This is a genomic window from Micropruina sp. (genome assembly GCF_047607385.1).
GTDB lineage: Bacteria > Actinomycetota > Actinomycetes > Propionibacteriales > Propionibacteriaceae > Micropruina.
The window spans coordinates 1-26991 of the sequence record NZ_JASGDE010000080.1 but is presented as its reverse complement, the minus strand read 5'-3'; the positions used below and the strand labels follow the sequence as shown (position 1 = coordinate 26991).

Annotated in this window: 26 protein-coding genes; 11 read left to right on the top strand and 15 right to left on the bottom strand. The window is 70.6% G+C overall.

The annotated features are described in order from the left end of the window. Positions 1 to 11: 11 nt before the first annotated feature. Positions 12 to 1106, top strand: coding sequence for an FAD-dependent oxidoreductase (locus tag QM582_RS07120; protein ID WP_415083032.1), 1095 nt, complete (start codon positions 12 to 14; stop codon positions 1104 to 1106). 53 nt (positions 1107 to 1159) lie between these two features. Here QM582_RS07120 and QM582_RS07115 read toward each other — a convergent pair whose 3' ends face one another. Then, positions 1160 to 2050 (bottom strand): helix-turn-helix domain-containing protein, encoded by an 891-nt coding sequence (locus QM582_RS07115; protein WP_415083030.1) that lies wholly within the window; start codon positions 2048 to 2050, stop codon positions 1160 to 1162. 136 nt (positions 2051 to 2186) lie between these two features. Between QM582_RS07115 and QM582_RS07110 the strand changes: the two genes are divergently transcribed. Together QM582_RS07110 and QM582_RS07105 are read left to right on the top strand one after the other, a co-directional pair. Further along, positions 2187 to 3209: a zinc-dependent alcohol dehydrogenase family protein gene (locus tag QM582_RS07110; RefSeq protein ID WP_415083028.1), complete on the top strand. Its 1023-nt coding sequence runs from the start codon at positions 2187 to 2189 to the stop codon at positions 3207 to 3209. After that, positions 3206 to 4378: an MFS transporter gene (locus QM582_RS07105; RefSeq protein ID WP_415083027.1), complete on the top strand. Its 1173-nt coding sequence runs from the start codon at positions 3206 to 3208 to the stop codon at positions 4376 to 4378. Before QM582_RS07110 ends, QM582_RS07105 begins: the two co-directional genes overlap by 4 nt. 210 nt (positions 4379 to 4588) lie before the next feature. Here QM582_RS07105 and QM582_RS07100 read toward each other — a convergent pair whose 3' ends face one another. Further along, positions 4589 to 5170, bottom strand: coding sequence for a dihydrofolate reductase family protein (locus QM582_RS07100; RefSeq protein ID WP_415083026.1), 582 nt, complete (start codon positions 5168 to 5170; stop codon positions 4589 to 4591). 113 nt (positions 5171 to 5283) lie between these two features. Between QM582_RS07100 and QM582_RS07095 the strand changes: the two genes are divergently transcribed. Continuing rightward, positions 5284 to 5931, top strand: a complete 648-nt coding sequence (locus QM582_RS07095; RefSeq protein WP_415083025.1) for an SDR family oxidoreductase — start codon at positions 5284 to 5286, stop codon at positions 5929 to 5931. Positions 5932 to 5976: 45 nt separating this feature from the next. On the opposite strand, the gene QM582_RS07090 is transcribed toward QM582_RS07095, so the two are convergent. Both QM582_RS07090 and QM582_RS07085 read right to left on the bottom strand, forming a co-directional pair. Beyond that, positions 5977 to 8238, bottom strand: coding sequence for a glycoside hydrolase family 3 N-terminal domain-containing protein (locus QM582_RS07090; RefSeq protein ID WP_415083023.1), 2262 nt, complete (start codon positions 8236 to 8238; stop codon positions 5977 to 5979). 106 nt (positions 8239 to 8344) lie between these two features. Then, entirely contained in the window at positions 8345 to 9532 is a 1188-nt protein-coding gene (locus QM582_RS07085; RefSeq protein WP_415083021.1) for an ROK family protein, read from the bottom strand. A 201-nt stretch (positions 9533 to 9733) separates the two neighbouring features. Here QM582_RS07085 and QM582_RS07080 point away from each other — a divergent pair, with 201 nt between their 5' ends. The 5 genes from QM582_RS07080 to QM582_RS07060 all read left to right on the top strand — a co-directional run bounded on the left by QM582_RS07080 (position 9734) and on the right by QM582_RS07060 (position 16445). Further along, on the top strand, positions 9734 to 11041 hold the full coding sequence (locus QM582_RS07080) for a sugar ABC transporter substrate-binding protein (RefSeq protein ID WP_415083019.1): 1308 nt from the start codon (positions 9734 to 9736) through the stop codon (positions 11039 to 11041). Next, positions 11038 to 11961, top strand: a complete 924-nt coding sequence (locus tag QM582_RS07075) for a carbohydrate ABC transporter permease (protein ID WP_415083017.1) — start codon at positions 11038 to 11040, stop codon at positions 11959 to 11961. The genes QM582_RS07080 and QM582_RS07075 overlap by 4 nt, the downstream gene beginning before the upstream one ends. Before the next feature lie 9 nt (positions 11962 to 11970). Further along, positions 11971 to 12873, top strand: a complete 903-nt coding sequence (locus QM582_RS07070; RefSeq protein ID WP_415083016.1) for a carbohydrate ABC transporter permease — start codon at positions 11971 to 11973, stop codon at positions 12871 to 12873. A 10-nt stretch (positions 12874 to 12883) separates the two neighbouring features. Next, positions 12884 to 15214, top strand: a complete 2331-nt coding sequence (locus QM582_RS07065) for a glycoside hydrolase family 3 N-terminal domain-containing protein (RefSeq protein WP_415083014.1) — start codon at positions 12884 to 12886, stop codon at positions 15212 to 15214. 61 nt (positions 15215 to 15275) lie between these two features. Then, positions 15276 to 16445 carry a glycoside hydrolase family 1 protein gene (locus tag QM582_RS07060; protein WP_415083013.1) on the top strand — a complete coding sequence of 390 codons (1170 nt, stop codon included), beginning with the start codon at positions 15276 to 15278 and terminating at the stop codon, positions 16443 to 16445. 60 nt (positions 16446 to 16505) lie between these two features. Here the strand turns inward: QM582_RS07060 and QM582_RS07055 are convergent, their stop codons facing one another. The 3 genes from QM582_RS07055 to QM582_RS07045 form a co-directional block, all read right to left on the bottom strand. Further along, entirely contained in the window at positions 16506 to 16772 is a 267-nt protein-coding gene (locus QM582_RS07055; RefSeq protein WP_415083011.1) for a DUF4342 domain-containing protein, read from the bottom strand. 144 nt (positions 16773 to 16916) lie between these two features. After that, the gene (locus QM582_RS07050; protein WP_415083009.1) at positions 16917 to 17819 is read right to left on the bottom strand and encodes an alkaline phosphatase family protein; all 903 of its coding nucleotides are present in this window, start codon (positions 17817 to 17819) and stop codon (positions 16917 to 16919) included. Positions 17820 to 17873: 54 nt separating this feature from the next. Beyond that, positions 17874 to 18488 (bottom strand): TetR/AcrR family transcriptional regulator, encoded by a 615-nt coding sequence (locus QM582_RS07045; protein ID WP_415083007.1) that lies wholly within the window; start codon positions 18486 to 18488, stop codon positions 17874 to 17876. A gap of 287 nt (positions 18489 to 18775) precedes the next feature. Here QM582_RS07045 and QM582_RS07040 point away from each other — a divergent pair, with 287 nt between their 5' ends. Continuing rightward, on the top strand, positions 18776 to 19981 hold the full coding sequence (locus QM582_RS07040) for an MFS transporter (protein ID WP_415083005.1): 1206 nt from the start codon (positions 18776 to 18778) through the stop codon (positions 19979 to 19981). Between the two features lie 148 nt (positions 19982 to 20129). Here QM582_RS07040 and QM582_RS07035 read toward each other — a convergent pair whose 3' ends face one another. From QM582_RS07035 to QM582_RS07015, 5 genes are all read right to left on the bottom strand, one after another. Continuing rightward, a complete protein-coding gene (locus tag QM582_RS07035) occupies positions 20130 to 20681 on the bottom strand; it encodes an AAA family ATPase (protein WP_415083003.1) in 552 nt (183 codons plus the stop codon). Positions 20682 to 20704: 23 nt separating this feature from the next. Continuing rightward, positions 20705 to 21565, bottom strand: coding sequence for an EamA family transporter (locus QM582_RS07030; RefSeq protein WP_415083002.1), 861 nt, complete (start codon positions 21563 to 21565; stop codon positions 20705 to 20707). Positions 21566 to 21774: 209 nt separating this feature from the next. After that, complete coding sequence (locus QM582_RS07025; protein ID WP_415083000.1) at positions 21775 to 22281, bottom strand: DUF6328 family protein; 507 nt, start codon at positions 22279 to 22281, stop codon at positions 21775 to 21777. Positions 22282 to 22290: 9 nt separating this feature from the next. Beyond that, the gene (locus tag QM582_RS07020) at positions 22291 to 22422 is read right to left on the bottom strand and encodes a hypothetical protein (RefSeq protein ID WP_415082998.1); all 132 of its coding nucleotides are present in this window, start codon (positions 22420 to 22422) and stop codon (positions 22291 to 22293) included. Next, entirely contained in the window at positions 22419 to 23432 is a 1014-nt protein-coding gene (locus tag QM582_RS07015; protein ID WP_415082996.1) for a zinc-dependent alcohol dehydrogenase family protein, read from the bottom strand. The genes QM582_RS07020 and QM582_RS07015 overlap by 4 nt, the downstream gene beginning before the upstream one ends. A gap of 151 nt (positions 23433 to 23583) precedes the next feature. Between QM582_RS07015 and QM582_RS07010 the strand changes: the two genes are divergently transcribed. Further along, complete coding sequence (locus tag QM582_RS07010) at positions 23584 to 24429, top strand: PRD domain-containing protein (RefSeq protein ID WP_415082994.1); 846 nt, start codon at positions 23584 to 23586, stop codon at positions 24427 to 24429. 51 nt (positions 24430 to 24480) lie between these two features. Here the strand turns inward: QM582_RS07010 and QM582_RS07005 are convergent, their stop codons facing one another. The 3 genes from QM582_RS07005 to QM582_RS06995 all read right to left on the bottom strand — a co-directional run. After that, complete coding sequence (locus tag QM582_RS07005) at positions 24481 to 24912, bottom strand: cupin domain-containing protein (RefSeq protein WP_415082992.1); 432 nt, start codon at positions 24910 to 24912, stop codon at positions 24481 to 24483. 96 nt (positions 24913 to 25008) lie between these two features. After that, positions 25009 to 25881, bottom strand: a complete 873-nt coding sequence (locus QM582_RS07000; RefSeq protein ID WP_415082990.1) for a helix-turn-helix transcriptional regulator — start codon at positions 25879 to 25881, stop codon at positions 25009 to 25011. A 145-nt stretch (positions 25882 to 26026) separates the two neighbouring features. Next, positions 26027 to 26991: MFS transporter (locus QM582_RS06995; RefSeq protein WP_415082989.1), on the bottom strand; the 965-nt coding region annotated here is incomplete at its 5' end.

Below are 26991 nucleotides of genomic sequence, written 5' to 3'. Positions count from 1 at the left end.
ATCATCCGCCCATGGCAATCGGCGTTGCGACCGTCGTGGTGATCGGAGCGGGGCAGGCCGGCTTGTCGGCGGGCTATCACCTGGCCCGCCGCGGCTACGCCAGCGCACTCACCGAGCTGGACGCCGAGCGCAGCTTCGTGATGCTGGACGCCGACCAGCACCCCGGCGGCGCCTGGCAGCACCGTTGGGAGTCGCTGCGGATGGCGACCGTGAACGGCATCTTCGACCTGCCCGGCTTCCCGAAGCCGCCGATCGCCGCGGACGAGCCCAGCCGCACGGCGGTGCCGCGGTACTTCGCCGCCTTCGAGGACGCGATGCGGCTGCCGATCCTGCGCCCGGTGACGGTCGGCACGGTGACGCCCAGCACGGGGACCCGGGCGGACGGCCATTCTGACGGCGACCTGCTGGTCGACAGCAGCGCGGGACGCTGGCGCACCACGGCGATCATCAACGCCACCGGCACCTGGACCAACCCGGTGCTGCCGTCCTACCCGGGTCAGGACACTTTCCGTGGACGCCAGTTGCACACCCGCGACTACCTGGCCGCCGAGGAGTTCGCCGGGCTGCGGGTGGCGATCGTGGGCGGCGGCATCTCGGCGGTCCAGCAGCTCGAGGAGATCTCCCGGTCGGCCACGGTGTACTGGTACACCCGGCGCGAGCCGGTGTTCCGCGGCGGCGAGTTCCGTCCGGAGACCGAGGGGCGCGAGATCATCGCCACGGTCACCGCCGACGCCGAGGCCGGCAACCCGGCACGCAGCGTCGTCTCTTACACCGGCCTGGGCTGGGCGCCCTACGCGATCGCCGCCCGGGAGCGCGGCGTGCTCGACCGGCGTCCGATGTTCACCCGGATCGAGCCGGACGGCGTCCGCGAAGCTGACGGCAGGGTCACGCCGGTGGACGCCATCCTGTGGGCCACCGGCTTCCGGCCCGCGCTGCGGCACCTCGACCCGCTCGGGCTGCGGAACGCCCGCGGCGGGATCGCCGTCCGCGGCACCCAGGTGGTCGCGGACCCGCGGATCCACCTGATCGGATTCGGACCTTCTCAGTCCACCGTCGGCGCCAATCGGGCCGGACGGGACGCCGTCCGTACGCTCACCGTGGGTTGAGCTTGTCGAAACCCTTGCCCGGGCCTCGAAGCTCGACCAGCGATGATCACCGATCAGCGGGTCGTGCCGGCGGCGTCCTTCGTGCCCGAGCCGCCGTACTCGGACACCGCCCAGGAGGCGAGCAGTCGCATCCGTTCGGCGTCCGGCGAGCCGGGCTCGGCCACGTAGACGGTGACGGTGAGCCCGGGCTCGGCTTCGAGGTTCATTCCTTCGTAGGCGAGGGTCAGCTGGCCGGCGACCGGGTGGTGGAAGGTCTTGAAGCCGGCGCCGTGGTGTCGCACGTTGTGGCTGCCCCAGAGTCGGCGGAACTCCTCACTGCGGGTGCCGAGTTCGCCGATCAGGTCGTGCAGGTCCTTGTTGTGCGGGTCCCGTCCGGCTTCGGTACGCAGGATGGCGACGGTGACGTCGGCGAAGGCGTCCCAGTCGGGGTAGAACCGGTGGGCGCGCTCGTCCAGGAAGGTGAAGCGGGCGATGTTGGGTGGCTGGCCGGGCATGTCGAAGACGTCGGCATAGAAGGCACGAGCCAGCAGGTTGGTGGCCAGCAGGTCCATCCGGCCGTTGCGGACGAACGCCGGGCCGGCGGTGATGCCGTCCAGCACCCACTGCAGGCCGCGGTGCGGCGTCCAACTCGTCGACGGCCGCCGCTTCGGAGGACGGGCGACCGGGCTGGCGGCGTGGGCGAGGTCGAACAGGTAGGCGCGCTCGGCGTCGTCGAGCAGCAGCGCTCTGGCGAGGGCGTCCAGGACTTCGGGGGAGGCACCGCTGATCGCGCCGCGTTCCAGCCGGGTGTAGTACTCGATGCTGACGCCGGCCAGGGCGGCGACCTCGCTGCGCCGCAAACCGGCGACCCGGCGCTTCATCCCCGCGGGCAGGCCGACCTGGTCGGGCGTGATCTTCGCCCGTCGCGTGGTCAGGAAGTCCCTGACCTCGGCGCGGTTGTCCATGGCGTCAGGGTAGGCGGCGCGGCCGCTGTCCATGGAGTCCCTGCCAGTACCTCCATCGACCAGGTCTCCCTCGCCGGCCTCCGTTCTGGTGTCGTAGAAGTGCAATCGTCCACAAGCCATCTCAGTGAGGGAAACAGTGCGAGCTGTCGTCATGCACGCGCCCGGCGACGTCCGGGTCGAAGACGTGGAGAAGCCGGTCATCGTCGAGCCGACGGACGCGATCATCCGCGTCACCGCCGCCTGCATCTGCGGGTCGGACCTGTGGCCGTACCGCGGGTTGGAGGACGTCAACGGTCCGACCCGGATGGGGCACGAGTACATCGGCATCGTCGATCAGGTCGGGCCGGAGGTTCGCCAGGTCACCGTGGGCGACTACGTGGTCGGGTCGTTCGTGGCGTCCGACAACACCTGCGAGATCTGCCGGGCCGGTTTCCAGTCGCGCTGCGTGCATCAGGTGATGATGGGCTCGATCGGCACCCAGGCCGACTTTGCCCGGATCCCGCTGGCCGACGGCACGTTGGTGACGGTGCCGGGCGAGCCGACCGAGGCGCAGGCGCGCAGCCTGCTGGCGGCGTCCGATGTGCTCGGGACGGGCTGGTTCGCCGCCGTGGCCGCCGAGGCGGGGCCGGGCAAGACGGTCGCGGTGGTCGGCGACGGCGCCGTCGGGCTGCTCGGGGTGCTGGCCGCCAAGCGGCTGGGTGCCGAGCGGGTCATCGCGATGTCGCGGCACGCCGATCGGCAGGCGCTGGCCCGCCGATTCGGTGCCACCGACATCGTCGAGGAGCGTGGCGAGGCCGGCATCGCGACGATCAAGGCGCTCACCGGCGGCTACGGCGCGCACTCGACCATCGAGGCCGTCGGCACCCAGGAGTCCATGCTGCAGGCGATCGGCGCCACCCGTCCCGGCGGGCATGTCGGGTACGTCGGCGTCTCGCACGGCGTCCGACTCGACGGGCTCGACCTGTTCTTCGCGACGGTCAGCCTGCTCGGCGGCCCGGCACCGGTGCGCCGCTTCCTACCCGACCTGATCGAACTGATCATGACCGACCAGATCGACCCCGGCGCCGTCTTCGACCTCACCCTGCCGATCGAGGACGCCGCCGACGGCTACCGCGCCATGGACGAACGGCGCGCCACCAAGGTGCTGCTCACCCTGTGACGGGGCACGTGAACCCTGGTCGGCTGCCGCTGGTCAGCTACGTGCTGGCCGCCGGCGTCTTCCTGATGGGGACGTCGGAGTTCATCGTGGCCGGGATCCTGCCGGAGATCGGCGCCGACCTGGGGACGTCCGTCGCGCAGACCGGGCTGATGATCACCGTCTTTGCGATCGGCATGATCGTCGGGACGCCGGCAATGGCCGCGCTGACGCTGCGGCTGTCCCGGCGGCTGGCGCTGGGACTGTCGCTGATGGTGTTCTCCGTCGGACACGTCCTCGTCGCCCTCGCCGACGACTACGGGGTCGTGCTGGCCGCACGGTTCCTGACTGCCCTTGCCACCGGCGGGTTCTGGGCGGTCGCTGCGGTCGTGGCCGCGCAGACCGCCGGGGCTGCGATGAGTGCGCGAGCCGTCGGCGTCGTGCTCGGCGGAGGCATGGTGGCCAACGTGCTCGGCGTGCCGCTGGGTTCGTTCACCGGTCAGGCGATCGGCTGGCGCGGACCGTTCTGGGCGTTGGCCGTGCTGGCGTTCCTGGGTGCGTTCGCGGTGTACCGGCTGATTCCGCACGATGCCGTCGGTGCGCGGCCGCCGTCGCTGACGGCCGAGCTGGTCGCGCTGCATGACGTGCGGGTGCTGCTGGTTCTGGCCTGCTGTGCGGTGGTGACCGGGTCGGCGCTCACCGTGTACAGCTTCGTCTCGCCGTTGATCACCGAGGTCGCCGGCTTGCCGAGCGCGGCGGTGCCGGTGGTTCTGGTCGCTTACGGCGTGGGGGCGGCGGTTGGCTCCTACCTGGGCGGACGGATCGGCGACCGGCACCCGTTCAGGCTGCTGTTCGGTTCCGCCGCCGCTACCCTCGTGGTCCTGGTCGCGCTCGTCTTCTCGTCGTCGGCCGCGGTGCCTGCGGTGGTGTTGCTGACGCTGCTGGGGCTGTTCGGCATGTCGACCAACCCGGTGCTGATCGGCAAGGCCGTCGGCTACGCCAAGGACGCCCCCACGCTGGCGTCGGCGATGTGCACCTCGATGTTCAACGTCGGTACGGCTGTCGGCACCTGGATAGCGGGTTTCGCCATCGAGTCCCCGCTGGCAGCGAACGGCCCGGTCGTCGTCGGCGCCGTGATCGCGGTGCTCTACTTCGTCCCGCTCGGGTTGCTGGCCAGGAGAGCCGATCGCTGAGCTGACCGATGACGGAGCCGTTGCCGACGACCTTCTGTGACCGGACGTCCGTGACTCGGAATAGGGACGGTTGCTTTCCGGCGCACGCGTGCCACTGGGAGCATCTTGTCATCCGGCGGACGCCGGGGTTTGCTGCAGCACTCTTGCCGCTCTGGGACCCCGCGAGCCGGACCGGGCTTCCGTAACAGGCCCTAGCGACAGAGCGTCTTCTCAGCGGCGCACCCGAAACCGCAGGTGAAGCACCCGGTCGCCCTGAATCACCACGTCGGGATCCTCGAGCAGGCGCTGCGCGTCGACCGACCCGAAGTAGCGCTTGCCGGACCCGAGCACCACGGGGACGACGTCCATGCGGACCTCGTCGACCAGGCCCGCGGCAAGTGCCTGGCCGCCGACGTCACCGGCGGCTACCTCCACCACGCGATCACCGGCAAGCTCTTGCGCCTTCGCCACGGCGGCCACGATGCCGTCCACGAACGAGAACGGCGCATCGGGGTCCCAGCCCTCGGGTGCCGGACGGTGCGTGACGACGATCACGTGATCGACCCCGGCCGGAGGCGTCCCGTCCCAGCCGTCGGTCAGGTCGAAGACATGGCGACCGGCGATCGTCACCCCGATCTGGTCCCAGTAGGGCCGGGTGTAGTCATAGGACGCCTGCGACACTTTCAGCACGCCGCTGTCGTCCAACGGCACGTCACCGCTGACCAACCAGTCGAACAGCGGCCCGGGCTGATCGCTGGAATCCGCGATGAAACCGTCGACCGACACCGAGGCGTACATGACGACCCTGCCCATGGAGCCCTCCTCTGCTCAGGGTGCCCACGCTAGTGCTGTTCGTCCGGAGAAGCTCCCGTCGGACAGCACCAGCGAGCCGCGGACGTCGGTTGGACCCGTCCTAGGGTGGAGTCATGGCACGCATCATTCTCTTCGGTGGACACGGCAAGGTCGCGCTGCTCGCGGAACCCCTGTTCACCCGGCAGGGCGACTCGGTGACCGCGGTGATCCGCAACCCTGGGCACGCCGACGAGGTGCGCGCGACCGGGGCGACGCCGCTGGTCGCCGACATCGAGCGTCTCGACACCGCCGAGCTGGCGACGCTGATCGAGGGGCACGACGCCGTGGTGTGGTCCGCCGGAGCGGGCGGCGGCAACCCGGAACGCACCCGGGCGGTCGATCAGGACGCCGCCATCCGCACCATGGATGCGGCGCGGCAGTCCGGGGTGAAGCGCTACGTCATGGTCTCGTACTTCGGCAGCTCGCCGCAGCACGGTGTCGACCCCGGCAACCCGTTCTGGCAGTACGCCGAGGCGAAGGCCGCCGCCGACGAGTATCTGCGGGCGTCCGGCCTCGACCACACGATCCTCGGGCCCTCCACGCTCACCCTCGAACCCGCACGCGGCATCGACACCGCGGCCGAGAAGTCAGCGACAGTGTCCCGCGAAGCCGTGGCTCAGGTGATCGTCGCCACCCTCGCCGACGACTCGACGATCGGCCGGACGATCCGGTTCAACGACGGCGACGCCCCGATCGCGGAGGCGATCCACACCGCCGGGTGACGCGTCCGCACACCCGGAGCTGAGACGCCCTGCCTGCGGAACCTCTCAGCCCACGACCGTGAACCGGGCGCGCAGTTGCGTCTCGGCTCGCGAGGACGGTCCGACGCGGAGTTCGAACTCGCCCGGCTCGACCACCCGGACGCCGTGGGCGTCCACGATGGTCAGCTCGCCGACGGCGATCTCGACGCGGACCGTCGCGGATTCACCGGGTTCGAGGTCCACCTGCCGGTAGGCCTTGAGTTCCTGGTCGGCCCAGCTGGCCGAGGTGACCAGGTCGCTGACGTAGGCCTGCACCGTCTCGCGCGCCGGACGCCGGCCGGTGTTGGTCACCTGCACTGTCGCGACCAGGGTGTCGGACGCCGTGAGCCGGTCGCTCGCCAGCCGCAGCTCGGCGTACTCGACGCTGGTGTAGGAGAGTCCCTCGCCGAAGGCGAAGGCGGGGCTCTGGGTCAGGTCGGCATAGCGGTCGCCGTGCTGGCCGCGCACCTGGTTGTAGTAGCTGGGCTGCTGGCCGACGTGCCGGGTGAACGAGATCGGCAGCCGTCCGGACGGCTCGATCTGCCCGAGCAGCAGTTCGGCGATGGCACGTCCGCCCTGCATGCCGGGGTTGGCGACCCAGAGCAGCGCCGCGGCGTCCAGCGCGGACGGCGGCAGCACCAGCGGCTTGGACGCCATCAGCACCACCGCCATCGGGGTGCCGGTGGCGGCCAGGGCGTCAAGCAGCGCGATCTGGCCGCCGACCAGCTCCAGGGTGGCGGTCGAGCGCGCCTCGCCGACCAGCGGGATGCAGTCACCGACCACCGCCACCACCAGCTCGGACGCCTCGGCGGCCGCGACCGCCTCGGCGATCAGCGCCTGGTCCGGGGGACTGGCCATCACCAGCGGCATCCGCGGCTGGCCGTCGGCGTAGGTCGGTCCGTCGGGGTGCGGGACGAAGTGCGCGATGTCGGCGCCCCGGGCATGGGTCACCGTCCAGCCTGCCGGAGCCGAGGTTCGCAGCCCGTCGAGCACGGTGCTGATCATCGAGCGCGGCTGGCTGTCGATCCAGTCGGCCTGCCCGGAGCCGCCCGCCCAGTCGCCGAGTTGGTTCTGGGGGTCGTCGGCCAGCGGACCGACCACCGCGATCCGCTTCGGCGCGGTGGGGGAGAGTGGCAGCACGCCGTCGTTGCGCAGCAGCACCAGCGAGCGCCGGGCGGCCTCCAGGTTGAGCTCGGCGTGGGCGTCGGTCCCGATCGCCAACTCGATCCGCTCCGGGTCGGGGCGCCGCGGGTCCTCGAACAGGCCGAGCTCGAACTTCAGGGTCAGGATGCGGGCCACCGCACGGTCGATGTCGGCCTCGTCCAGCAGGCCGGACGCGACGGCGTCCAGGGCGCCCTCGAAGAAGCCCGGGGTGGTCATGATCAGGTCGTTCCCGGCCCGCACCGCGGCCGCCGAGGCGTGGGCGTAGTCGGGCTGGATCTTCTGCTCCCAGACCATCCGGCCGACGTTGTCCCAGTCGGTGACCAGGGTGCCGGTGTAGCCCCACTCGCCACGCAGCACGTCGGTGAGGATCCAGTCGTTGACGGTGATCGGGACCCCGTCCATCGACTGGTAGCCGAGCATGAAGGTGCGGCAGCCCTCCCGGGCCACCCGCTCGAACGGCGGCAGGAACCACGACCGCAGCTTGCGCTCCGAGATGTCGGCCTCGCTGGCGTCCCGGCCGCCCTGGGTCTCGGAGTAGCCGGCGAAGTGCTTCGCGGTGGCCAGGATCGCGGTCGGGTCGTCCAGCCCGGAACCCTGGTAGCCGCGCACCATCGCCGAGGCCAGCTCGCCGATCAGGAACGGGTCCTCGCCGAAGGTCTCGTCCACCCGTCCCCAGCGCAGGTCGCGGGTGATGCAGAGCACCGGTGAGAACGTCCAGTGCACCCCGGTCGCCGCCACCTCGACGGCGGTGGCCCGCGCCACCCGCTCCAGCAGCGCCCGATCCCAGGACGCCGCCATGCCCAGCTGGGTGGGGTAGATGGTCGCCCCCTCGAAGAAGGAGTGGCCGTGAATGCAGTCCTCGCCGATCAGCAGCGGGATCCGCAGCCGGGTCTGTTCCACCAGCGAATGGGCTAGTCGCAGCCGTTCCGGGGAGGCGTGCAGCAGTGAGCCGGCGCCGATCCGGAGCACCTCGTCGGCGACGTCGCGGCGGGCGTCGAGCTGCATCATCTGCCCGACCTTCTCCTCCAGGGTCATCCTGCCGAGCAGGTCCGCGACCCGGTCGGCCGCCGGCAGGGCCGGGTCCCGGAACGGCAGGTCAACCGGACGGATGTCGGTCTCGGTCATGAACACTCCTCGACAGGTACAGCGGAACGGAACAGATTCAGAGAATTAATGAACGCCGATGAGAATATCCCAACGTCCTCGGGTCGGGGCCGGACGCCCGTCCGCATCAGGCCGCCGGCCCGCCGGCCCGGTCGGGCACATCGAGGTCGTCCAGCAGGTGGGCGTCGAGGTGGGACAGCGCCAGACTGAGCCCTCCGGCGATCACCGCGTCCCCGCCGAGGGGCGAGATGGCGATCCGCGGGGGATTGTCGATCATCCACGACGGCAGCAGGCTCTGGGTGGTCCGCGCCAGCAGGTCGCCGGCCTCGGCGGCGCCGCCGGAGATCACCACCATGGCCGGGTCGAGGATGGTGGCCAGCACGCCGACCAGGCCCGCGAGCCGCTCGCAGACGGTGTGGACGATCGACAGCGCGCTGGCGTCGCCCTGCTCGGCGGCTCGGAAGATGGCGGAGATCCGGATCCGTCCGCCGTCGGCCTCGACCGCCGCGCGCAGCTCGGGGGTCGCCCAGCCGTCGCGCAGCGCGTCGTGGGCGAGTCCGCGGGCATGCAGCGCGACGCCCACGTACTCGGGCGTCGATCCCGGCAGCAGCGAGAGGAACCGCAGCTCGCCCGCGCTGGCGTGCGCGCCGCGGACCAGCGCCCCCCGGGTGATGATGCCGGCGCCGAACCGCTCGCCGGCGAGCAGCACGACGACGTCGGCGACGGCGCGGGCCGCACCGAAGCGTCGCTCGCCCAGTGCGGCCAGGTTGGCGTCGTTCTCGACCAGCACCGGCCAACCGTGGTCGCGTCCCCAGCGCCGGGAGATGTCGATCACCCGCTGATAGGCGGGGTATTGGATGGCCACGTTCGACGACAGCGCCATCGGGACGCCGACCACGGCCACCCGGACCCGGTCGGCGGGTAGGCCCGCGGACACCAGGACGGCGTTCAGCAACTCGTCCAGGACGCTCTCCCGGTCGATGTCGTCGGGATTGTCCACGTGCCGCACCACCCGGCTGTGCTCGTTGCCACGGAGATCGGCCACGCAGGCCCGGATCGTGTTGACCCCGAAGTCGACGCTGACGATGGCCCCGGCGTCCGCGGCGAAGCTGAACATCCGCGGCGGCCTGCCGCGTCCGGCCGGGGCGCGGTCCGCCTCGCTCGTCGCGTCGGTCTCGGTGACCAGGCCGAGCCCGGCCAGCTCGCCGCAGACCTTGTGGATGGCGTTGCGGCTGAGTCCGGTGGCGTCCATCAGGTCGGACGCCGTCCACACCGGACGCCGTTTCAGGGCACGCAGGATGCGATCGGCCGTCACCCGGCGCAACTGGCTCGATGTCCGAGGGCCTCCCTGGTCGGGAGCGGCAGCGATCACCGGGTCAGTGTGCCATGGCGGCCCGCGGAGCCACTTGACAGTGCGGAGGCGCGCTCTTAACCTCGCGGCAGGGAAATACTACTCGTCGATCATAAAATCACCGAGAGCCCTTGGGTCAGGGAAGACCACACGAGGAGGACAACGATGTCAGGGACGAAACGATGGAAGAGGGCCTCCGCGGCCCTCGGTGCGGCGGCATTGGCCACCTCGCTGCTGCTCACCGGCTGCGGCCGGGCCGAAACCCCGTCCGGTGGTGGTGCGACGTCCTCCGCGGCGTCGATCAACGACTCCCCGGCCACCGGTGACCTCAACGTCTGGGCCCAGGCGGACGAGGCGGCGGCGCTGCCGAAATTCGCCGAAGAGTTCATGAAGGCTAACCCGGGCCTGAAGATCACGGTGACCGCACTGCCCTGGGACGCCGCGCACAACAAGTACCAGACCGCGATCGCCTCCGGCACCACACCGGACATGGCCCAGATGGGCACCACCTGGATGGCCGACTTCAGCGACGCCTTCCAGACCGTGCCGCAGGGCATCGACACCTCCGACTTCTTCGAGGGCTCGCTGAACACCAACAAGGTCGGCGACCAGCTGCTCGGCGTCCCGTGGTACGTGGACACCCGGGTGATCTACTACCGCACCGACCTGGCCCAGAAGGCCGGCTGGAGCCAGGCCCCGAAGACCTGGGACGAGTTCAAGCAGTTCCTCAAGGACCTGAAGTCCAAGGCCGGCGCGAAGTGGGGGATCAGCCTGCCCAACGGCGGTGAGGCCGACGGCTTCCAGAGCATGCTGATGTTCCCCTGGTCGAACGGCGCGAACCTGACCGACGAGGGCCAGACCAAGTGGACCCTGGACACCCCCGAGTTCGTCTCGGCGATGGAGTACTACAAGAGCCTGTTCACCGACGGCCTGGCCGACGCCAACCCGGCCACCGGCGCGGGCGCGTCCGAGTCCCGGTTCGTCAGCGGCGACACCCCGGTGCTGATCGCCGGGCCGAGCGGCATCGGCTCGATCTCCAAGGCCGGCGGCGGCGACGCCTACAAGTCGAAGTTCTCGGTGATGCGGGTGCCGGCGCAGAAGTCGTCGACCAGCTTCACCGGCGGCTCGAACCTGGTCGTCTTCAAGCAGGCCAAGAACGCCGACGCCGCCTGGAAGTTCGCCCGCTGGCTGAGCAAGCCGGAGATCCAGGTCAAGTGGCAGAAGACGATCGGTGACCTGCCGGCCAAGCAGAGCGCGTGGAAGGACAAGAGCCTGGCCGACGATCCGCACCTGAGCGTCTTCGGCGAGCAGCTGGCCGACACCAAGGCCCCGCCGGCCCTGCTCACCTGGACCCAGGTCAGCGCGCAGGCCGACAAGGCCCTGGAGCAGATCGTCCGGGGCGGCAAGGATCCGGCCGCGGTGATGAAGGATCTGCAGAGCCAGGCCGACTCGATCGGCACGGGCAGGCGATGACCACGACCCCGGCGCCGACGGTGCCGGCCCGCCGGCGGGCCTCTCAGGAGTCCCGCCGGCAGGCGCTGGTCGCGTGGGGATTCGCGCTCCCTTACATGGTGTTCTTCGCGGTGTTCATGCTGATTCCGATCGTGTCGTCGTTCGCCATGTCGTTCACCGACTTCCGCGCGCAGGACATCCCGAATCCGCTCGCCGTCGGCTTCGTGGGGCTTGATCAGTACATCGGCCTGTTCCGGAACGCGCAGTTCCTCAACTCGCTGTGGGTCACCTTCTACTTCGTCCTGGTCGGCATTCCGCTGACCATGGCGGTGGCGCTGCTGCTGGCGCTGGCCCTGAACAGCGGCATCGAGCGGTTCCGGGCGGTCTACCGGGTGGGCTTCTACCTGCCGGTGGTCTGCTCGATCGTCGCCGTCGCGGTGGTGTGGCGGTTCATCCTGCAGGACGAGGGCGTGTTGAACGCCGCCCTCGGCGCGATCGGCATCCACGGGCCGAACTGGCTCAACGACACCTTCTGGGCGATGCCGGCGATGATCCTGATGGCGGTCTGGCGCAACGTCGGCACGCTGATGATCATCTTCCTGGCCGGCCTGCAGGGCATCGCGCCGGAGATGAAGGAGGCGTCCGCGGTGGACGGCGCGACCATCTGGCGCCGGTTCATCCACATCACCCTGCCGCTGATGCGTCCGACCCTGCTGCTCGGCGCCATCCTCACCTCGGTGGGCTACCTGCAGTTCTTCGAGGAGCCGTTCGTGATGACCAACGGCGGCCCGCTGAACGCGACGATGTCGGTCAGCTACTACATCTACAACCAGTTCGGGTTCGGCAACTACGGCGCCGCATCGGCGGGCAGCTACGTGCTGTTCGTGATCATCGCGCTGCTCTCGCTGGTGCAGTTCCGCGTGCTGCGGGAACGGGACTGAGAGGACGACATGACCACCACCACATCCGCCACCGAGCAGGCCCCGACGTCCGAGGTGCCCCGCCGCAGGCGCCGCACCGGGGCCGGCATGGCCACCCCGATGCCCCTGCAGATCACCACCTACATTCTGTTGACCGCCGGCGTCGTGCTCTACGTGATGCCGTTCGTCATCATGATCATCAACTCGCTGAAGACCGAGGGCGAACTGCTGCGCAACCCGGTCGGCCTGGTGCCGGCCGAGATCACCTTCGAGAACTACACCCGCTGGTTCCAGGAACTGAACATCCAGCAGTTCTTCGGCACCAGCCTGCTGGTCGCCATCGTCACCGTCGCCGGCAACGTGGTGTTCTGCTCGATGGTCGGCTACGCCATGGCCAAGATGCAGTTCCCGGGCAAGAAGCTGCTGTTCTCGCTGGTCATGCTGACCCTGATGGTGCCGGGAACGGTCACCTTCGTGCCGCTGTTCGTGCTGGTCAGCCGGCTCGGCCTGGTGAACACCGTGCCCGGCCTGTTCCTGCCGTTCATCGTCACCCCGCTGGGGGTGTTCCTGATGCGCCAGTTCATCATGGGCATCCCGGACGTGCTGATGGAGGCGGCCCGGATCGACGGCGCCAAGGAGGGCACCATCTTCTTCCGGGTGATCCTGCCGCTGTGCGGGGCGCCGCTGGCGACCCTGTCGATCCTCACCTTCCTCGGCTCGTGGAACCAGTTCCTCTGGCCGTTGGTCGCCGCGCAGAGCGAGAAGATGTACACCCTGCCGATCGCGCTGACCCTGTTCTCCAAGGGCCAGGAGGCCACCAACTACGGCCTGCTGCTGGCCGGTTCGGTGCTGGTGGTTACCCCGATCGTCATCCTGTTCCTCTTCCTGCAGCGCTACTTCGTGCAGAGCGTCGTCAGCGCCGGCGTGAAGTGAACGGAGATCGGTGACTCGCGACGACGAGCAGACTGGGCAGGGCGCTGAGCGCTCTGCCCAGTCCGTCGATCCGGCCGACTCGTTCGATTCGGCTGGGTCTCTCGACTCGGCCCGGTACCTCGATCCGAGTCTGCCGATCGCCGACCGGGTGCAGGATCTGCTCGACCGGATGACGCTGGCCGAGAAGGTCGGCCAGATGCTGCAACTCGACGCCCGCGGCGACCTCGGCGACCTCGTGCTGGGCAAGCTGGCCGGCGCCGTGCTGCACGCCGCGCCCGGCCGGATCGACGAACTCCACGCCCTGGTGCAGCGGACCCGGCTGCGGATCCCGCTGCTGGTGGCGCAGGACGTCATCCACGGGCACTCGTTCTGGCCGGGTGCGACCGTCTTCGGCGAGCAGCTCGCCCTCGGCTGCACCTTCGACGCCGGCCTCGCCCAACGGGTGGCGCGGGTCGCGGCGATCGAGGCGGCGTCCACCGGCATCCACTGGGCCTTCTCCCCGGTGCTCTGCATCGCCCGCGATCCACGCTGGGGCCGGGTCGGCGAGACCTTCGGCGAGGACCCGCACCTGATCGCCGAGCTGGGTGCCGCGATGATCCGCGGCTACCAGGGGCAGGGGCTGGACGACCCGACCGCGGTGCTCGCCACCGCCAAGCACTTCGCCGGCTACTCCGAGACCCAGGGCGGCCGGGACGCCAGCGAGGCCGATCTGAGCCGGCGCAAGCTGCGAGCCTGGTTCCTGCCGCCGTTCCAGCGGGCGGTCAGCGAGGGCTGCGCCACCTTCATGCTCGGCTACCAGGCCATCGACGGCGTCCCGGTCACCGCCAACTCCTGGCTGCTCAACGAGGTGTTGCGCGGCGAGTGGGGCTTCCGCGGCGTCCTGGTCACCGACTGGGACAGCGTCGGCCGGATGGTCTGGGAACAGAAGGTGTGCGCCGACCTGGTCGAGGCGTCCGTGGTGGCGATCGAGGCCGGCAACGACCTGGCCATGACCACGGCGGGCTTCGGCGCGGCGACGGCAGAGGCGGTCGGCGCCGGACGGGTCGACGAGGAACGGGTCGACGAGGCCGTCCGGCACATCCTCGGACTCAAATTCGCCCTCGGCCTGTTCGACCGGCCGCGGCGGCCGTCGGTGGCCGCCCAGGCGGCGATCGGTTCGGCCGAGCATGCCGCGCTCAATCTGGAGGTGGCGCGGCGGGCGCTGGTGCTGCTGCGCAACGACGGCGTCCTGCCGCTCGACACCACGCTGCCCGGACGCCGCATCGCGCTGATCGGGCCGCTCGCCGACTACCCAGTGGGCCAGCTCGGCGACTGGTCCGGCGATTCCGGGCAGATCGACTGGATGCCCGAAGGCCACCCGCGGCACCTGATCGAGACGGTGCTGGACGGCCTGCGCGCCGTCGCGCCGGAGGACTGGACGGTCAGCCACGCCCAAGGCGCCCAGATGGTGCGCCCGGCCACGCCCGAGGAACTGCCGGGCCGGATGGGGGCGCCGGACCGCTACCGGTCGATGCCCGCCGACGCCGACGCGGGCCTGATCGCCGAGGCGGTGCAGCATGCCCGCGACGCCGACCATGCGGTGCTGGTGGTCGGCGATCACCTCAGCCAGATCGGCGAAGAGCTGTGCACCGCCACCCTGGAACTCAATGCCGGCCAGGTGGCGCTGCTCGACGCCGTGGCCGCCACCGGCACCCCGATGACGGTGGTGGCGATGACCAGCAAGCCGCTGGTGCTGCCGCCGTCGGCGCTGGGGGCGTCCGCGCTGATCTGGGCGTTCAGCCCCGGCATGCGCGGCGGCCGGGCCATCGCCGAGCTGGTGCTCGGCCAGATCGAGCCCAGCGGACGGCTGCCGATCTCGATACCTCGGCACGCCGGCCAGTTGCCGGTCTTCTACAACCAGGTGCGCGGCCAGCACGGCAACCGCTACGCCGACCTGACCCAGGAGCCGCAGTTCGCCTTCGGGGAGGGGCTGTCCTACAGCTCGGTGCGCTACGCCGACCTTCAGGTCGCTACGCCACGGGTCCGCGCCGACGAGACGATCCGGGCCACCGTGCGGGTCGGTAACGCCGGTGCCCGGCCCGCCCTGGAGACCGTGCAGGTCTACGTCCGCGACGTGGTGACCTCGGTCACCTGGGCCGACCGGGAGCTGAAGGCGTTCGTGCAGGTGCCGCTGCAGCCGGGGGAGAGCCGGCTGGTGGAACTGAGCGTGCCGGCGGCGTCCTGCAGCATCGTGGACGCCGCGGGCAACCGGATCGTCGAGCCCGGTGCCTTCGAACTGCTGGTCGGGCCCTCGTCCAAGCTGTCCGATCTCTTGGTCGCCGGCTTGGAGATCACCGGGTGAGCGCCACCGACCGGACGGAATCCAACGAACAAGAACCGACTGACAAGGGGAGATAACAGCCATGGGTGATGACTTCGGCGACGACTTCATCTGGGGCGCGGCGACCGCGGCTCACCAGATCGAGGGCAACAACGTCAACAGCGACTGGTGGGTGCGCGAGCACGCCCCGGGCACCAGGATTCCGGAGCCGTCCGGGGACGCCGCCGACAGCTACCACCGCTATGCCGAGGACATCAGGCTGCTCGCCGAGGCGGGCCTGACCAGCTACCGGTTCTCGCTGGAATGGGCCCGGATCGAGCCGGCCGAGGGGCACTTCTCGCGCGCCGAACTCGACCACTACCGCCGGATGATCGCCTGCTGCGCCGACCACGGCGTCACCCCGCTGATCACCCTGCACCACTTCACCTCGCCGCGCTGGTTCGCCGAGGACGGCGGCTGGCTCGACGAGCGCAGCGTGGCGCGCTTCGCCCGCTACGTCGAGGCGGTGCTGCCGTTGCTGGACGCCGCGTCCCACGTGTTCACCATCAACGAGCCGAACATCCTGGCGATGATGATCGGTGGCGAGAAGGGCGACGAGCAGTTGCAGGCCGGCAGCCTGCCGGCGCCCGACCCGGTGGCCACCGCGAATCTGATCGCCGCGCACCGGCGGGCGGTCGAGATCGTCCGGCGGGTCGGCGTCCCGGTCGGCTGGCCGGTGGCGCCGCAGCAGTTCTTCGCCGACCCTGGTGCCGAGGAGGTGCTGAAGGCGTACGCCTACCCGCGTGAGATCGTTTTCCTGGAAGCGGCCCGCGATGACGACTTCGTCGCCGTCCAGGCCTACACCCGGACCCGGATCACCGTGGACGGCCCGGTGCCGGCGCCGGAGACCGTGGAGCGCACCCTGACCGGCTGGGAGTACTACCCGCCGGCCATCGCCGAAGCCGCTCGGCTCGCCCACGACGTCACCGGACTGCCGGTGCTGGTCTCCGAGAACGGCATCGCGACCGCCGACGACGCCCGGCGGATCGACTACACCCGCGACGCCCTGAAGGCACTGCGGGCCGAGATGGTGGCCGGGCTGCCGCTGCTCGGCTACCTGCACTGGTCGCTGCTGGACAACTACGAATGGGGCTCCTACACCCCCACCTTCGGGCTGATCTCCTGGGATCGGGAGACCTTCGAACGCACCCCGAAGCCGTCGCTGGCCTGGCTCGGCGAGGTGGCCCGGGGCGTCCGGAGCCTGGACGAGTAGCCGGGGAGTCGAGCGGCCCTGCCGGGATGCTCCCGGCGGGTCGCCGCCCGCCCTGATGCGTCAGGCCTTGTCAGGGCGCCGTTCCACGACGATGGTGACCTTGCTGACCACGGCGGCGATGGCTCCCACGCCCAGCAGCAGCGGTGCCACCATCGCGGTGATGGCGCCGACGGTGATGCCAGCGTTCAGCGGGATCGCGATGAGGGTCTTGCCGCCCCGCTTCAAGGTGATCCGGCGCACGTTGCCCTCGCGGATCAGTTCGCCGATCTTGCCGATCACGTTGCCGACGGTGACCTCGAACTCTTCGGTGTTGCCCTTCTCGGCCATGCTCGCTCACTCCAGACGGTGGCCGGCAGGTCCGGCCGTTGGCCCCATTCTGTTCGCCACGGGCAAGTCGCGGCCGGCGATTCTCGGATTCCTGGCTTCGGAGCTGTCCGGACGGCGTCGTGGAGCGTGACTGCTCGCCTCGCCTCAGCGGGCGCCGAACCGGACGCCGAACGTCCCCGGCGGCGGGGTCAGGCCCAGGACGTGCATGGTGTGACCGGCGACGTCGGCCTGCTCCACTCGTCCCGGGCGAACCCGAAAATCTCCCACTCGATTGTTCTTCAGCGGCGTGTCGCCCACCGTTTCGGCATCGAGTGTGGAGTTTTCGGGAATCCCCGGTCCGGCGGCCGCGATCCAGGCGGTGCGCTCGGCGTCCGACTCGCCGCCGTGCCCGCCGGCATCGACGTGGCCGTGATCGGTGACCACGATCACCGTCCAGTCCTCGGTGCTCGGACGCCGGTCGAGTGCGGCCAGCAGCTCGCCCAGCCGGGTGTCGGAGTCGCGGACGAAACCCCGGTACTCGTCGCCGACGCCGAGCAGGTGACCGGTCTCGTCCACGCCGCCGAGGTAGCAGAACACCAGCGAGCCGTCGCGGCCGTCGTGGTCGTCCAGGAAGGCCACCGTCGCGTCGGTGACCGCCTGGTCGGCGACCTGCCACTCGTCCGGGAGATGCGCCTGGTCGCCGGGCGGGAAGAAGCCGCGGTCGGCGAGCAGCGGACCGCCCGAGACCGCGTCGACGATCGGAGCCCAGCCGGCGCCGGCGAACCGCGCCGTCCGGGGACGCTGCACGGCGGCCAGCCGGAGCACGTCGGGGTGGGCGTCCAGAGCGTTGGGGGAGAGGTCGTTGTCCCTGATCAGGTGGCGGTCGGCCAATGCGCCGCTGAGGATGGTCGCCCAGCACGGCCCGGAAATCGTCGGGCCGGCGTCGTTGACCTGGACCGGTGTCAGGAAGCCCCGTGCCGCGAGGGCGTCCAGGTGCGGCGTCGGCTCCTCGCCGAGCGCGTCGTAACGCACGCCGTCGATGCCGACGATCAGCACATGTTCACTCACCGGAGCAGTCTGCCCGATGCGCCCGGGCGCGGGTCGGGAACGCGGGCGGTCGGCTCAGTCGGAACCGGGCAGCGGGACGGTGAGCAGTTGCTGCACCTGCTGCCGGACCTCCTCGGCCATGTCGACGTCGTCGGGGGAGAGTAGCCACTGCACCTGCAGGCCGTCCATCAGCGCGACCAGGGCGCGGGCCTGCCGGGACGGATCGACGCCGGCGGCCAGCAGCCCGGCCCGCTCGGCGCGGCACAGCGAGCGTCGGGCGCCCTCGACGGTGCGCCGGTAGCGCTGCACGAAGTAGTCGTGGGCGGGGTGATCGGGCGCGGACGCCTCGGCCGACAGCACTGCGAACAGGGCGACCAGCTGCGGCCGTGAGGCGTTGTACCGGGCCAGGTCGACCAGCGCGGCGAGCGCGGTCAGCCCGGTCTCGTCGGTCTGTGCCGGGGCGAGCCGGGCGGTGTCCTCGACGTCCCGGCGCTGCAGCACCGCCTCCAGCAGCGCCTCCTTGGAGCTGAAATGGTGCAGCAGGCCGGTCCGGGAGATGCCGGCCGCCTGCGCCAGTTCCAGGACCGTGGCGTGCCGGTAGCCCACCCGGGAGAACAGTTCCGTCGCTGCGGTGACGATCTGCTCGCGGCGCAGTCGTCCGACGGCGTAGCCGCCCTCACGTGTACCCATGGCCCTCCTGTGCCGCGTCGGGGTCGGGCCGGTCGGACGTCCCGCGAAAACCCCTCCCTAACTAGTTCTGCCCTCCCGCAGGTGGGAGGGCCCAGGTAGTTAGGGAGGGCCCTGGTCGGCGTCCGCGCCGGGGTGGGCGAGGGCCAGGCTTCGGGGTGGGCGACGTCCGTGGAACGAACCTCCGGTGAAACTCGACACAAGTGTACATGTTCGCTTAGGCTGATGTTCGACATCCCTCACACCCGCCGCGCGGCAGCGTGGCACCCGCATGTCTTCGGAGGAACTTCGTGACCCAGGCCGCAACCATCTCTCGCTCGACAACCAACGCCGCCCGCAACGGCGATCTGTTGGTGTTCGGCGTCAACGGCTTCGTCTTCGCCTCGTGGATGTCCCGGGTGCCGGACGTGAAACAGCTGCTGGACATCACCGCCGGGCAGCTCAGCCTGCTGCTGCTGGCCACCTCGGTCGGCTCGCTGCTGGGCCTGCCGCTGGCCGGTCGGATCGCCCACCGGTTCGGCGCCACCACCACGGTCCGGCTGGGCGCGCTGCTCACCCTGCCCGGCATCGTGCTCGCCGCGCTGGCCGTGGAGATGCACGCGCCGCTGCTGCTGATCGCACCCATGATGGTGCTGCTCGGCCTGGGCATCGGCATCTGGGACGTCGCCCAGAACCTGGAGGGCACCATCATCGAGCAGGCGCTCGGCCGGGCGATCATGCCCTGGTTCCACGCCATGTTCAGCGCGGGGACCGTGGTCGGGGCGCTGATCGGCGCCGGCCTGACCTGGCTCAAGGTGCCGCTCGGCATCCACCTGGCCTCGGCTGCGGCGCTCACTTTGATCGCGGTCTGGTGGGGTACCGGACGCTTCCTGCCCGCCTTCGACGAGGACCACGGCGACGCCGCGTCCGCCGGTTCGAAGGGACGCTCGCCGTGGACCGAGCCGCGCACCCTGCTGATCGGTGTGATGGTGCTGGCCGCCGCCTTCACCGAGGGCGTGGCCAACGACTGGATGGCGCTCGCCTTCGTCGAGGGGCACGGTCTGGACAACTCGATGGGCGTGGTGGGGCTGGCCGTCTTCCTCGCCTTCATGACCGCCGGACGCATCCTCGGCGCCCAGCTGCTCGACCGCTACGGACGCGTGGTGGTGCTGCGGACGCTGTTCGCCGCCGCGGTGATCGGCTGTGCGCTGGTCGTCTTCGGGACGCCGTGGCTGGCCTTCATCGGTGCCGCGATCTGGGGCGTCGGCGCCAGCCTGGGCTTCCCGGTCGGCATGTCGGCGGCAGCGGACGACCCGGCGCGCGCCGCCGTCCGGCTGAGCGTGGTGTCGACCGTCGGCTACGGGGCGTTCCTGGCCGGTCCGGTGCTGATCGGCTTCCTGGGCGACCACTTCGGCATCCTGCGGGCGCTGCTGGTGGTCGGCGCGGTCTCTCTGCTGGCGATCCTGGTGGTGCCGACCGCGCGCCCGCTGCAGGCGTCCGACACCCAGGACCGGTGACCCGCCGCGCCGACCCCACCGCTGCTCGATCGCCGGGGACGGTTCCCAACCGTTGAGAACCGTCCCCGCCGGTTGAGAACCGTCCCCAATGGTGCGAGTTTCGACCGTTGAGAACCGTCCCCAACCGTTGAGAACCGTCCCCGGTGGTTCAGGACGCCGCGTCGACGGCCCGGACCAGGGCGTCGTAGGTGGCTTCGATCTCGCCTTCGCGGCTGGGCACCAGGATGGCGTCCGGACGTTGCTTCAGGACCTCCAGCAGCCGGTCGTAGAACTCGCCGAGCACCGCGCGGCCACCGGCGGCGGCGACGCTCGCCCGGTTGTGCCGGCCCCATTCGGAGTCGTCCACCCGGCGTTCGAAACGGTCCAGGGCGTCGTCCTTGTCGGCCATCAGGACGATCTCGACGAACCGCGCGCCGGCGTCCCGGGCCACCCGCTCGAAGGCCTCGATCTCGGTGATCCGGGCGCGCAACTGCGGCACGATCACGTCCCGGCCGCCGGCCAGGTGCGCGGCCGCCATCGCCAGCGCCAGCGGGCGGACGATCTGGTGGGTGTCGCTGGACGGATCCTGCCAGCCACCGACCAGCGGATGCAGCCGGTCCAGGTCGAGATCGAGCGTCTCCGGATGCCGCTCGACGTAGAGCGCGGCCAAGGTGGACTTGCCGACGCCCGGCGGTCCGTTGAGGTGAATCAGGCGAGGCACCGCCCCACGGTAACCGACCGGGCTCACACCAGCATCAGCAGCGTCCCGGTGACGATCAGCACCAGCCCGACGGTGGCCCGCCGGCTGAGCCGCTCGCCCAGGAACAGCCAGGCGAACGCGACGGTGAGCACGATGCTGGTCTTGTCGATCGGCACCACCACGCTGGCCGGACCGTCCTGCAACGCCCGGAAGTAGCACAGCCAGGACGCCCCGGTCGCCACCCCGGAGAGCACGATGAACACCAGGTCGCGGCGCGGAATCCGGGTCAGCTGCCGGTGCTCCTTGGTCACGAAGGCCACCACCCACGCCATCAGCAGCACCACCGCGGTCCGGATCGCCGTGCCCAGGTTCGACTCGACGTCCGCGATGCCCACCTTGCCGAGGATCGCGGTCAACGCCGCGAACACCGCCGAGCCGAGCGCGTAGACCAGCCAGCCGGGTCCCCGGGTCGCCACCGCCGGACGCCGCGGACGGCGGTCGATCATCAGGTAGGTGCCGGCGGTGATCACCGCGACGCCGGCCAACCGGGTCGGCAGATTGTCGGTCTCACCCAGCAGCATCATCGCGAACAGCACGGTGAGCACGATGCTGGATTTGTCGATCGGGGTGACCTGGTTGACGTCGGCCAGCTGCAGCGCCCGGAAGTAGCACAGCCAGGACGCCCCGGTCGCCAGCCCGGACAGCACCAGGAACCCGATGGTGCCGCCGGACAGCGCACCGATGGTGCCCTGCGAACCCACCACGAACACCACCAGCCAGGCGAAGCCGAGCACCACCACGGTCCGGATCGCCGTGGCCAGATTGGACGGGGTGTGCCGGATGCCCACCTTGGCCAGGATCGCGGTCAACCCGGCGAAGACCGCGGAGCCCGCGGCGTACAGCACCCACATCCGATTCCGTCCCATCCCGGGGCGACAGTGCGCCCGCCAGCAGCGTAGGCGGCCCCTCGCCGCACCGGACGCCGGTCCCGCGCGCCGAACTCACCAGCCGGAGAAAGAGCTCACCAGCCGGAGAAGGGCCGGACGCCGGCCGGCCCGCGAACCGTTCTCGGACCCGCGGCGCGCCCGATCGCCCCACTGGCTTCGCCGAGGCGTCACGAATACGGACGCTGCCCGCGCCGCCGGACCAGCGTCAGCGGAAGCCACAGCCACAATCCGAGGAACACCAGCAGGGTGACGCCGCCCACCACCAGGCCGGTGGTCCGGCCGGCGACCATGCCGACCACCAGGGTGGCCACCAGGCCCACGGTGAGCCCGAGGCAGACCAGCCCGGCCTTCGCCATCGCGCTGCCCATGTCGACCAGCAGGTCCTTGTCGTGCCGGCGGAACAACAACCGGTGCGCCGTCACCGGGGCCAGCACCAGCGCGGTGGCCAGCACGGCGAGCAGCACCGCGGCCAGGAACACGCCGACCAGCACCGGGTCGAGATCGGCGAAGCGGGACTGGAACGGCAGGATCAGCAGGAAGCCGGTGAGCAGCTGGATGCCGGTCTCGGTGACCCGCAGCTCCTGCAGCAGTTCCGCCCAGTTGCGATCCAGGCGCTCGGCCGCGGTCTCGTTGCGTTCGGGAGCCGGCGTCACCCGGTCTCGGTCGGGATCCATGGCCCCAAGCTACGCGAACGACGTGGGCGGGTGCGGCCGGTCGGGCCGCTCCGGTTCGCTCACCTCGTCCTCGGTGAGCCGGACGTCGAGCGTCGCCGTCGGGGTGCCGCGGTGCTGCGCGATCCGGACGCCGGCGCTCACGGCCGCAGCAGCACCTTGACGGCGCGCCGGGAGTCCATCGCCGCGTAGGCCTCGGCCACCTCGGCCAGCGGCAGCTGCAGGTCGAACACCGGTCCCGGGTCGATGGCGCCGCTCCAGACCAGCTCGAGCAGCTGCGGCAGGTAGGCCCGACAGTGCGCCGGACCGCCCTTGATGCCGACGTTGCGCCAGAACAGCTCGTTCACCGGCAGGTCGCCGTGCGGGACGCCGACCAGGCCGATGTTGCCGCCGTCGCGGACGCAGCCGATGGCCTGCAGCCGGGCGCCCTCGGTGCCGACGCACTCCAGCACGCGGTCGGCGCCGATCCCGTCGGTGAGCCGCTTGACCGCCTCGCTGCCGGCCTCGTCCCGCTCGGCGACGATGTGGGTGGCGCCGAACCGGCGGGCCAGCTGCTGCCGATCCTCGTGCCGGCTCATCGCGATGATGGTGGGTGCCCCCAACTGGGCGGCGGCCAGCACCGCGCACAGCCCGACCGCGCCGTCGCCGACCACGGCGACCGTGGTGTCCGGGCCGACGCCGGCGCTGACCGCGGCGTGCCAGCCGGTGCACATCACGTCCGACAGCGCCAGAATCGCCGGCAGCTGCGCCTCGGTCGGGATGCCGGGGGTGACCACGAGGGTGCCCTCGGCGTACGGGATCCGGATCTTCTCGGCCTGGCATCCGGCGTAGTGGGCGCCGTTGACGCAGTTGGCCTGGGCATTCTTGCGGCAGACCGGGCAGGTGTTGTCGCCGGGGTTGAACCCGCCGACCACGAAGTCGCCGGGCTTGACGCTGGTCACCGCGTCGCCGACCTGTTCGACGACGCCGCAGAACTCGTGGCCGATCGGGGTCGGCTTCGGCACCGCCGCGATACCGCGGTAGCGCCACAGGTCCGACCCGCAGACGCAGGCCGCCACGGTGCGCACCACGGCGTCCGTGGGCTCCAGGATCTCCGGGTCGGCGCGCTCTTCGTAGCGGACGTCGCCGGGTGCGTGAATCACTGCTCCATACATGCCTCTACCTCACTACATCGGACGCCGTCGTGGGAGGTATTGCCAGTGCCACCCTCGGCCGGGCTCGCTGCGCACCCGGGGCGCGAACAGAAGGTGATCGCCGGAAACGGTGCCGACCTGACATGACCGATCGAGTGAGGAAGGTGCGGCGATGCGCGTCAAACGCGTGATCAGCAACAACGCCGTCCTCGCGCTCGACGCCGACGGGCAGGACATGGTGGCGCTGGGACGCGGGCTGGGCCACGGCCGGCGTCCCGGCGACCTGCTGGAGCCCGAGCGGGTCGAGCAGGTCTTCGTGGCCGGCGACGCCGACGAGCGGCTGACCCGATTCCTCGCCGACGTGCCGCTGGAGTACGTCCGGGTGGCCGGACGGATCGCCGAGCTGGCGCACGAGCGGCTCGGCCTGAAGGTCACCCAGGCGTTGATCCTGCCGATCGCCGACCACCTGCACTTCGCGGTCCGGCGGCAGGCCGACGGGATGGAGATGCACTATCCGCTGGCCTGGGAGGTGCGCCAGCTGTACCCCGACGAACTGGCGGTCGGCGAGGCGGCGCTGGGCCTGGCCAACGCCGCGTTCGGCGTCGCGCTGCCCGGCGACGAGGCGGTGGCGTTCGCGATGCACTTCGTGAACGCCCAGTTCGCATCGCCCGGCATGTCCCGGGCGATGGAGATGACGCAGGCGATCAGCAAGGCCTTCGAGGTGATCGAGAAGAGCTTCGGCGTCACCATCGACACGCATTCGATGAACGCCGCCCGGTTCGTCACCCACCTGCGCTACCTGTACGCCCGGGTGGCCTCCGGCAAGCAGATCGTCTACCCGCATCCGACGTTCGCGGACGCCATCGCCAACGCTCACCCCGAGGCGACCGCCTGCGCGATGAAGCTGCGCTTCCAGTTCGAGATGAACCTGGGCGAGAAGCTGAGCACCGACGAGGTGGCCTACCTGGCGCTGCACGTGGCCCGGCTGCTCTGGGATCTGCGGGACGGCCGGGGCTGAGCCCGACGTCGGCCCGGGCGTTGGCGAGCGGGTGTTCCAGGCCCGGCTTCGTCAGCGATCCGTCGATCGCGGCAGCGCGCCGTACTCGGCGTCGGTGACGGGTTCGAGCCATTCGTTGCGGACGTCCGTGCCAGGGGTGATGAAGGCGACGTGGGAGAACCACGAGTCGGCCTTCGCGCCGTGCCAGTGTTTGGTGCCGGCCGGCACCCGGATCACCGTTCCGGGCTCCATGCTGACCGGCTCATCCCCCTCGATCTGACACCAGCCGCTGCCGGCGGTGCACATCAGGATCTGGTCGCCGCCGCCGTCGGTGCCGTGGTGGATGTGCCAGTTGTTGCGGCAGCCGGGCTCGAAGGAGACGTTGCTGACCGGCACGCTGCCCGATGTCAGCGGCGCGAGATAGCTCTGCCCGACGAAGTACTGCGCGAAGGCGTCGTTGGGCGCTCCGAGGGGAAAGATCTGCTCGAATTCGTTCTCTGTCATGTTCGTCCTCATCTGTGTTCCGATGGTGTGGCGTAACCAGACGACACCGTTGCCGTCCCTGACCTCAGGGCGTACCGGGGAAGGCGTCCGGGGTCGTCATGTGGGGTGAACCTGCTCGCCGGCCGACGTGGTGGCGACAAGGCTGCCGAGAATGCTCAGCCGTTCCGCGGTCGGGCTGCCAGGTTCGGCGGTGTAGGCGAACATGAGCCAGTCCGGATTCGTCGGGAATCCCAGTCCTTCGTACGTGAGTTCCAGCTCGCCCACCTCGGGGTGGCGGAACCTCTTGACGCCGGTGCGGTGGTGTCGCACATTGTGCGCGGCCCAACGGGTCCGGAACGCGCCGGAACGGGTGACGAGTTCTCCGATGAGATCGGTCAGCGCCTTGTCGCGAGGGTTCTGCCCGGCGTAGCCGCGCATGGTGGCGACGATGTCGTCCGCGTTCCGTTCCCAGTCCGGAAAGAAGGTGCGGGCGGCGGGACTGAGGAACATGAAGCGCGCGGTGTTGCCCCTGCCATCGCGATCGTCGATCAGCGGACGGTACAGCGCCCGGCCGAGCGGGTTCGCGGTCACCAGGTCCATCCGGCGGTCTCGCACCCACACCGGTGCGCCGGTGACCGCGTCGACGAAGCGCTGCAGGCTCGGCCGTATGTTCTGGTCCGGCTTCGACCTGCGCTGTCTCGGCGGACGGGGGCTGGACGCCTGCGCCAGGTCGTGCAGATGATCGGTTTCAGCCTCGTCCAGCAGCAGTGCTCGTGCGACGGCCTCAAGAATCTCCGGGGCGACACCGCGCAGGTCGCCTCGCTCCATCCTTGCGTAATAGTCCACGCTGATGTTCGCCAGCGTCGCGACCTCCTCGCGGCGCAGGCCCGGGACCCGTCGCCGGTGGCCGCCGATGATGCCGGCCCGCTCGGGCGTCACCTTGTCGCGGCGGCTGCGAAGGAACTCGCCGACCTCCTGTCGCTGGTTCACGGCTTCAACGCTAGGGCGGAACTCCGGGTCTTTCGGTGTACTGCCAGTACGCGGATGACGCGTTCCTCCACACCACACGGATCGCACGTGAAGCTGGAACCGGAACAAGTGCGGATGGTGCGGCGGGGAGTCGGGTGCGTAGTCGCTATCGCCCGGCTCCCCGCCGGCGCCCGGCGAGGGTGGTGCTGACCAGCAGGCAGGCCAGCGCCAGTGCGGCGGCGGTGGCCAGGCTGATCTGCATGCCGGTCAGGAAGTCGGTGCGGTGTCCGACCAGCACCCCGAACAGGGCGACCGCGAGCGCCCCGCCGACCTGCCGGAAGGTGTTCGACACGGCGCTGGCCACCCCGGCCTGACCGTCCGGCGCGTGTTCCAGGACGACGCCGGCCAGCGGCGGCATGGCGACCGATCCGCCGCCGCCGATCAGGATCAGGGTGATCGCGACCAGTGCCACCGACTCGGCAGGGGCGGACAGGGCCAGGGTGCCGAGGCCGACCAGCAGTGACGCCATGCCGACCAGGACGGGGAAGCGGGGCCCGAACTGGTTGGCGAGGGGGCCGCTGGCCAGGTTGCCGAAGAAGGACAGCACGGCGCTGGGCAGGAAGACCAGGCCGGCCAGCGCCGGGGCGAGGTGCAGCTGTTGCTGCAGGTACAGGCTGGCCACGAAGACGCTGCCGAACCAGGAGTAGATGAAGGTGAAGCCGCCGAACATGGCGACCCGCATCGGTCCGGCGTGGAACAGCCCGAGCGGCATCATCGGGTGCGCGACCCGTGACTGCACGACGACGAACGCCACCAGCGCGCTCACGCCGACGATCAGCAGCACGACGATCAGCGGATCGCCGTAGCCGATCACGCCGCCTTCGATCAGCGCGTAGATGATCGAACCGAGCGCCACCAGCGCGAGGAGCTGGCCGGCCCAGTCGAACGGGACGCTGGTGCGGGGCGAGCGCCGAACCCGCGGCGCGAGCGCCAGCATGGCGGCGCAGACCGGCACGTTCACGGCGAAGATCAGCCGCCAGTCCCAACCGGACAGCGCCCCGCCCAGCACCGGGCCGGCCGCCGAGGCGACCGCGCCGCCGGCCGCCCAGACCCCGAGCGCCCTCGCCCGGC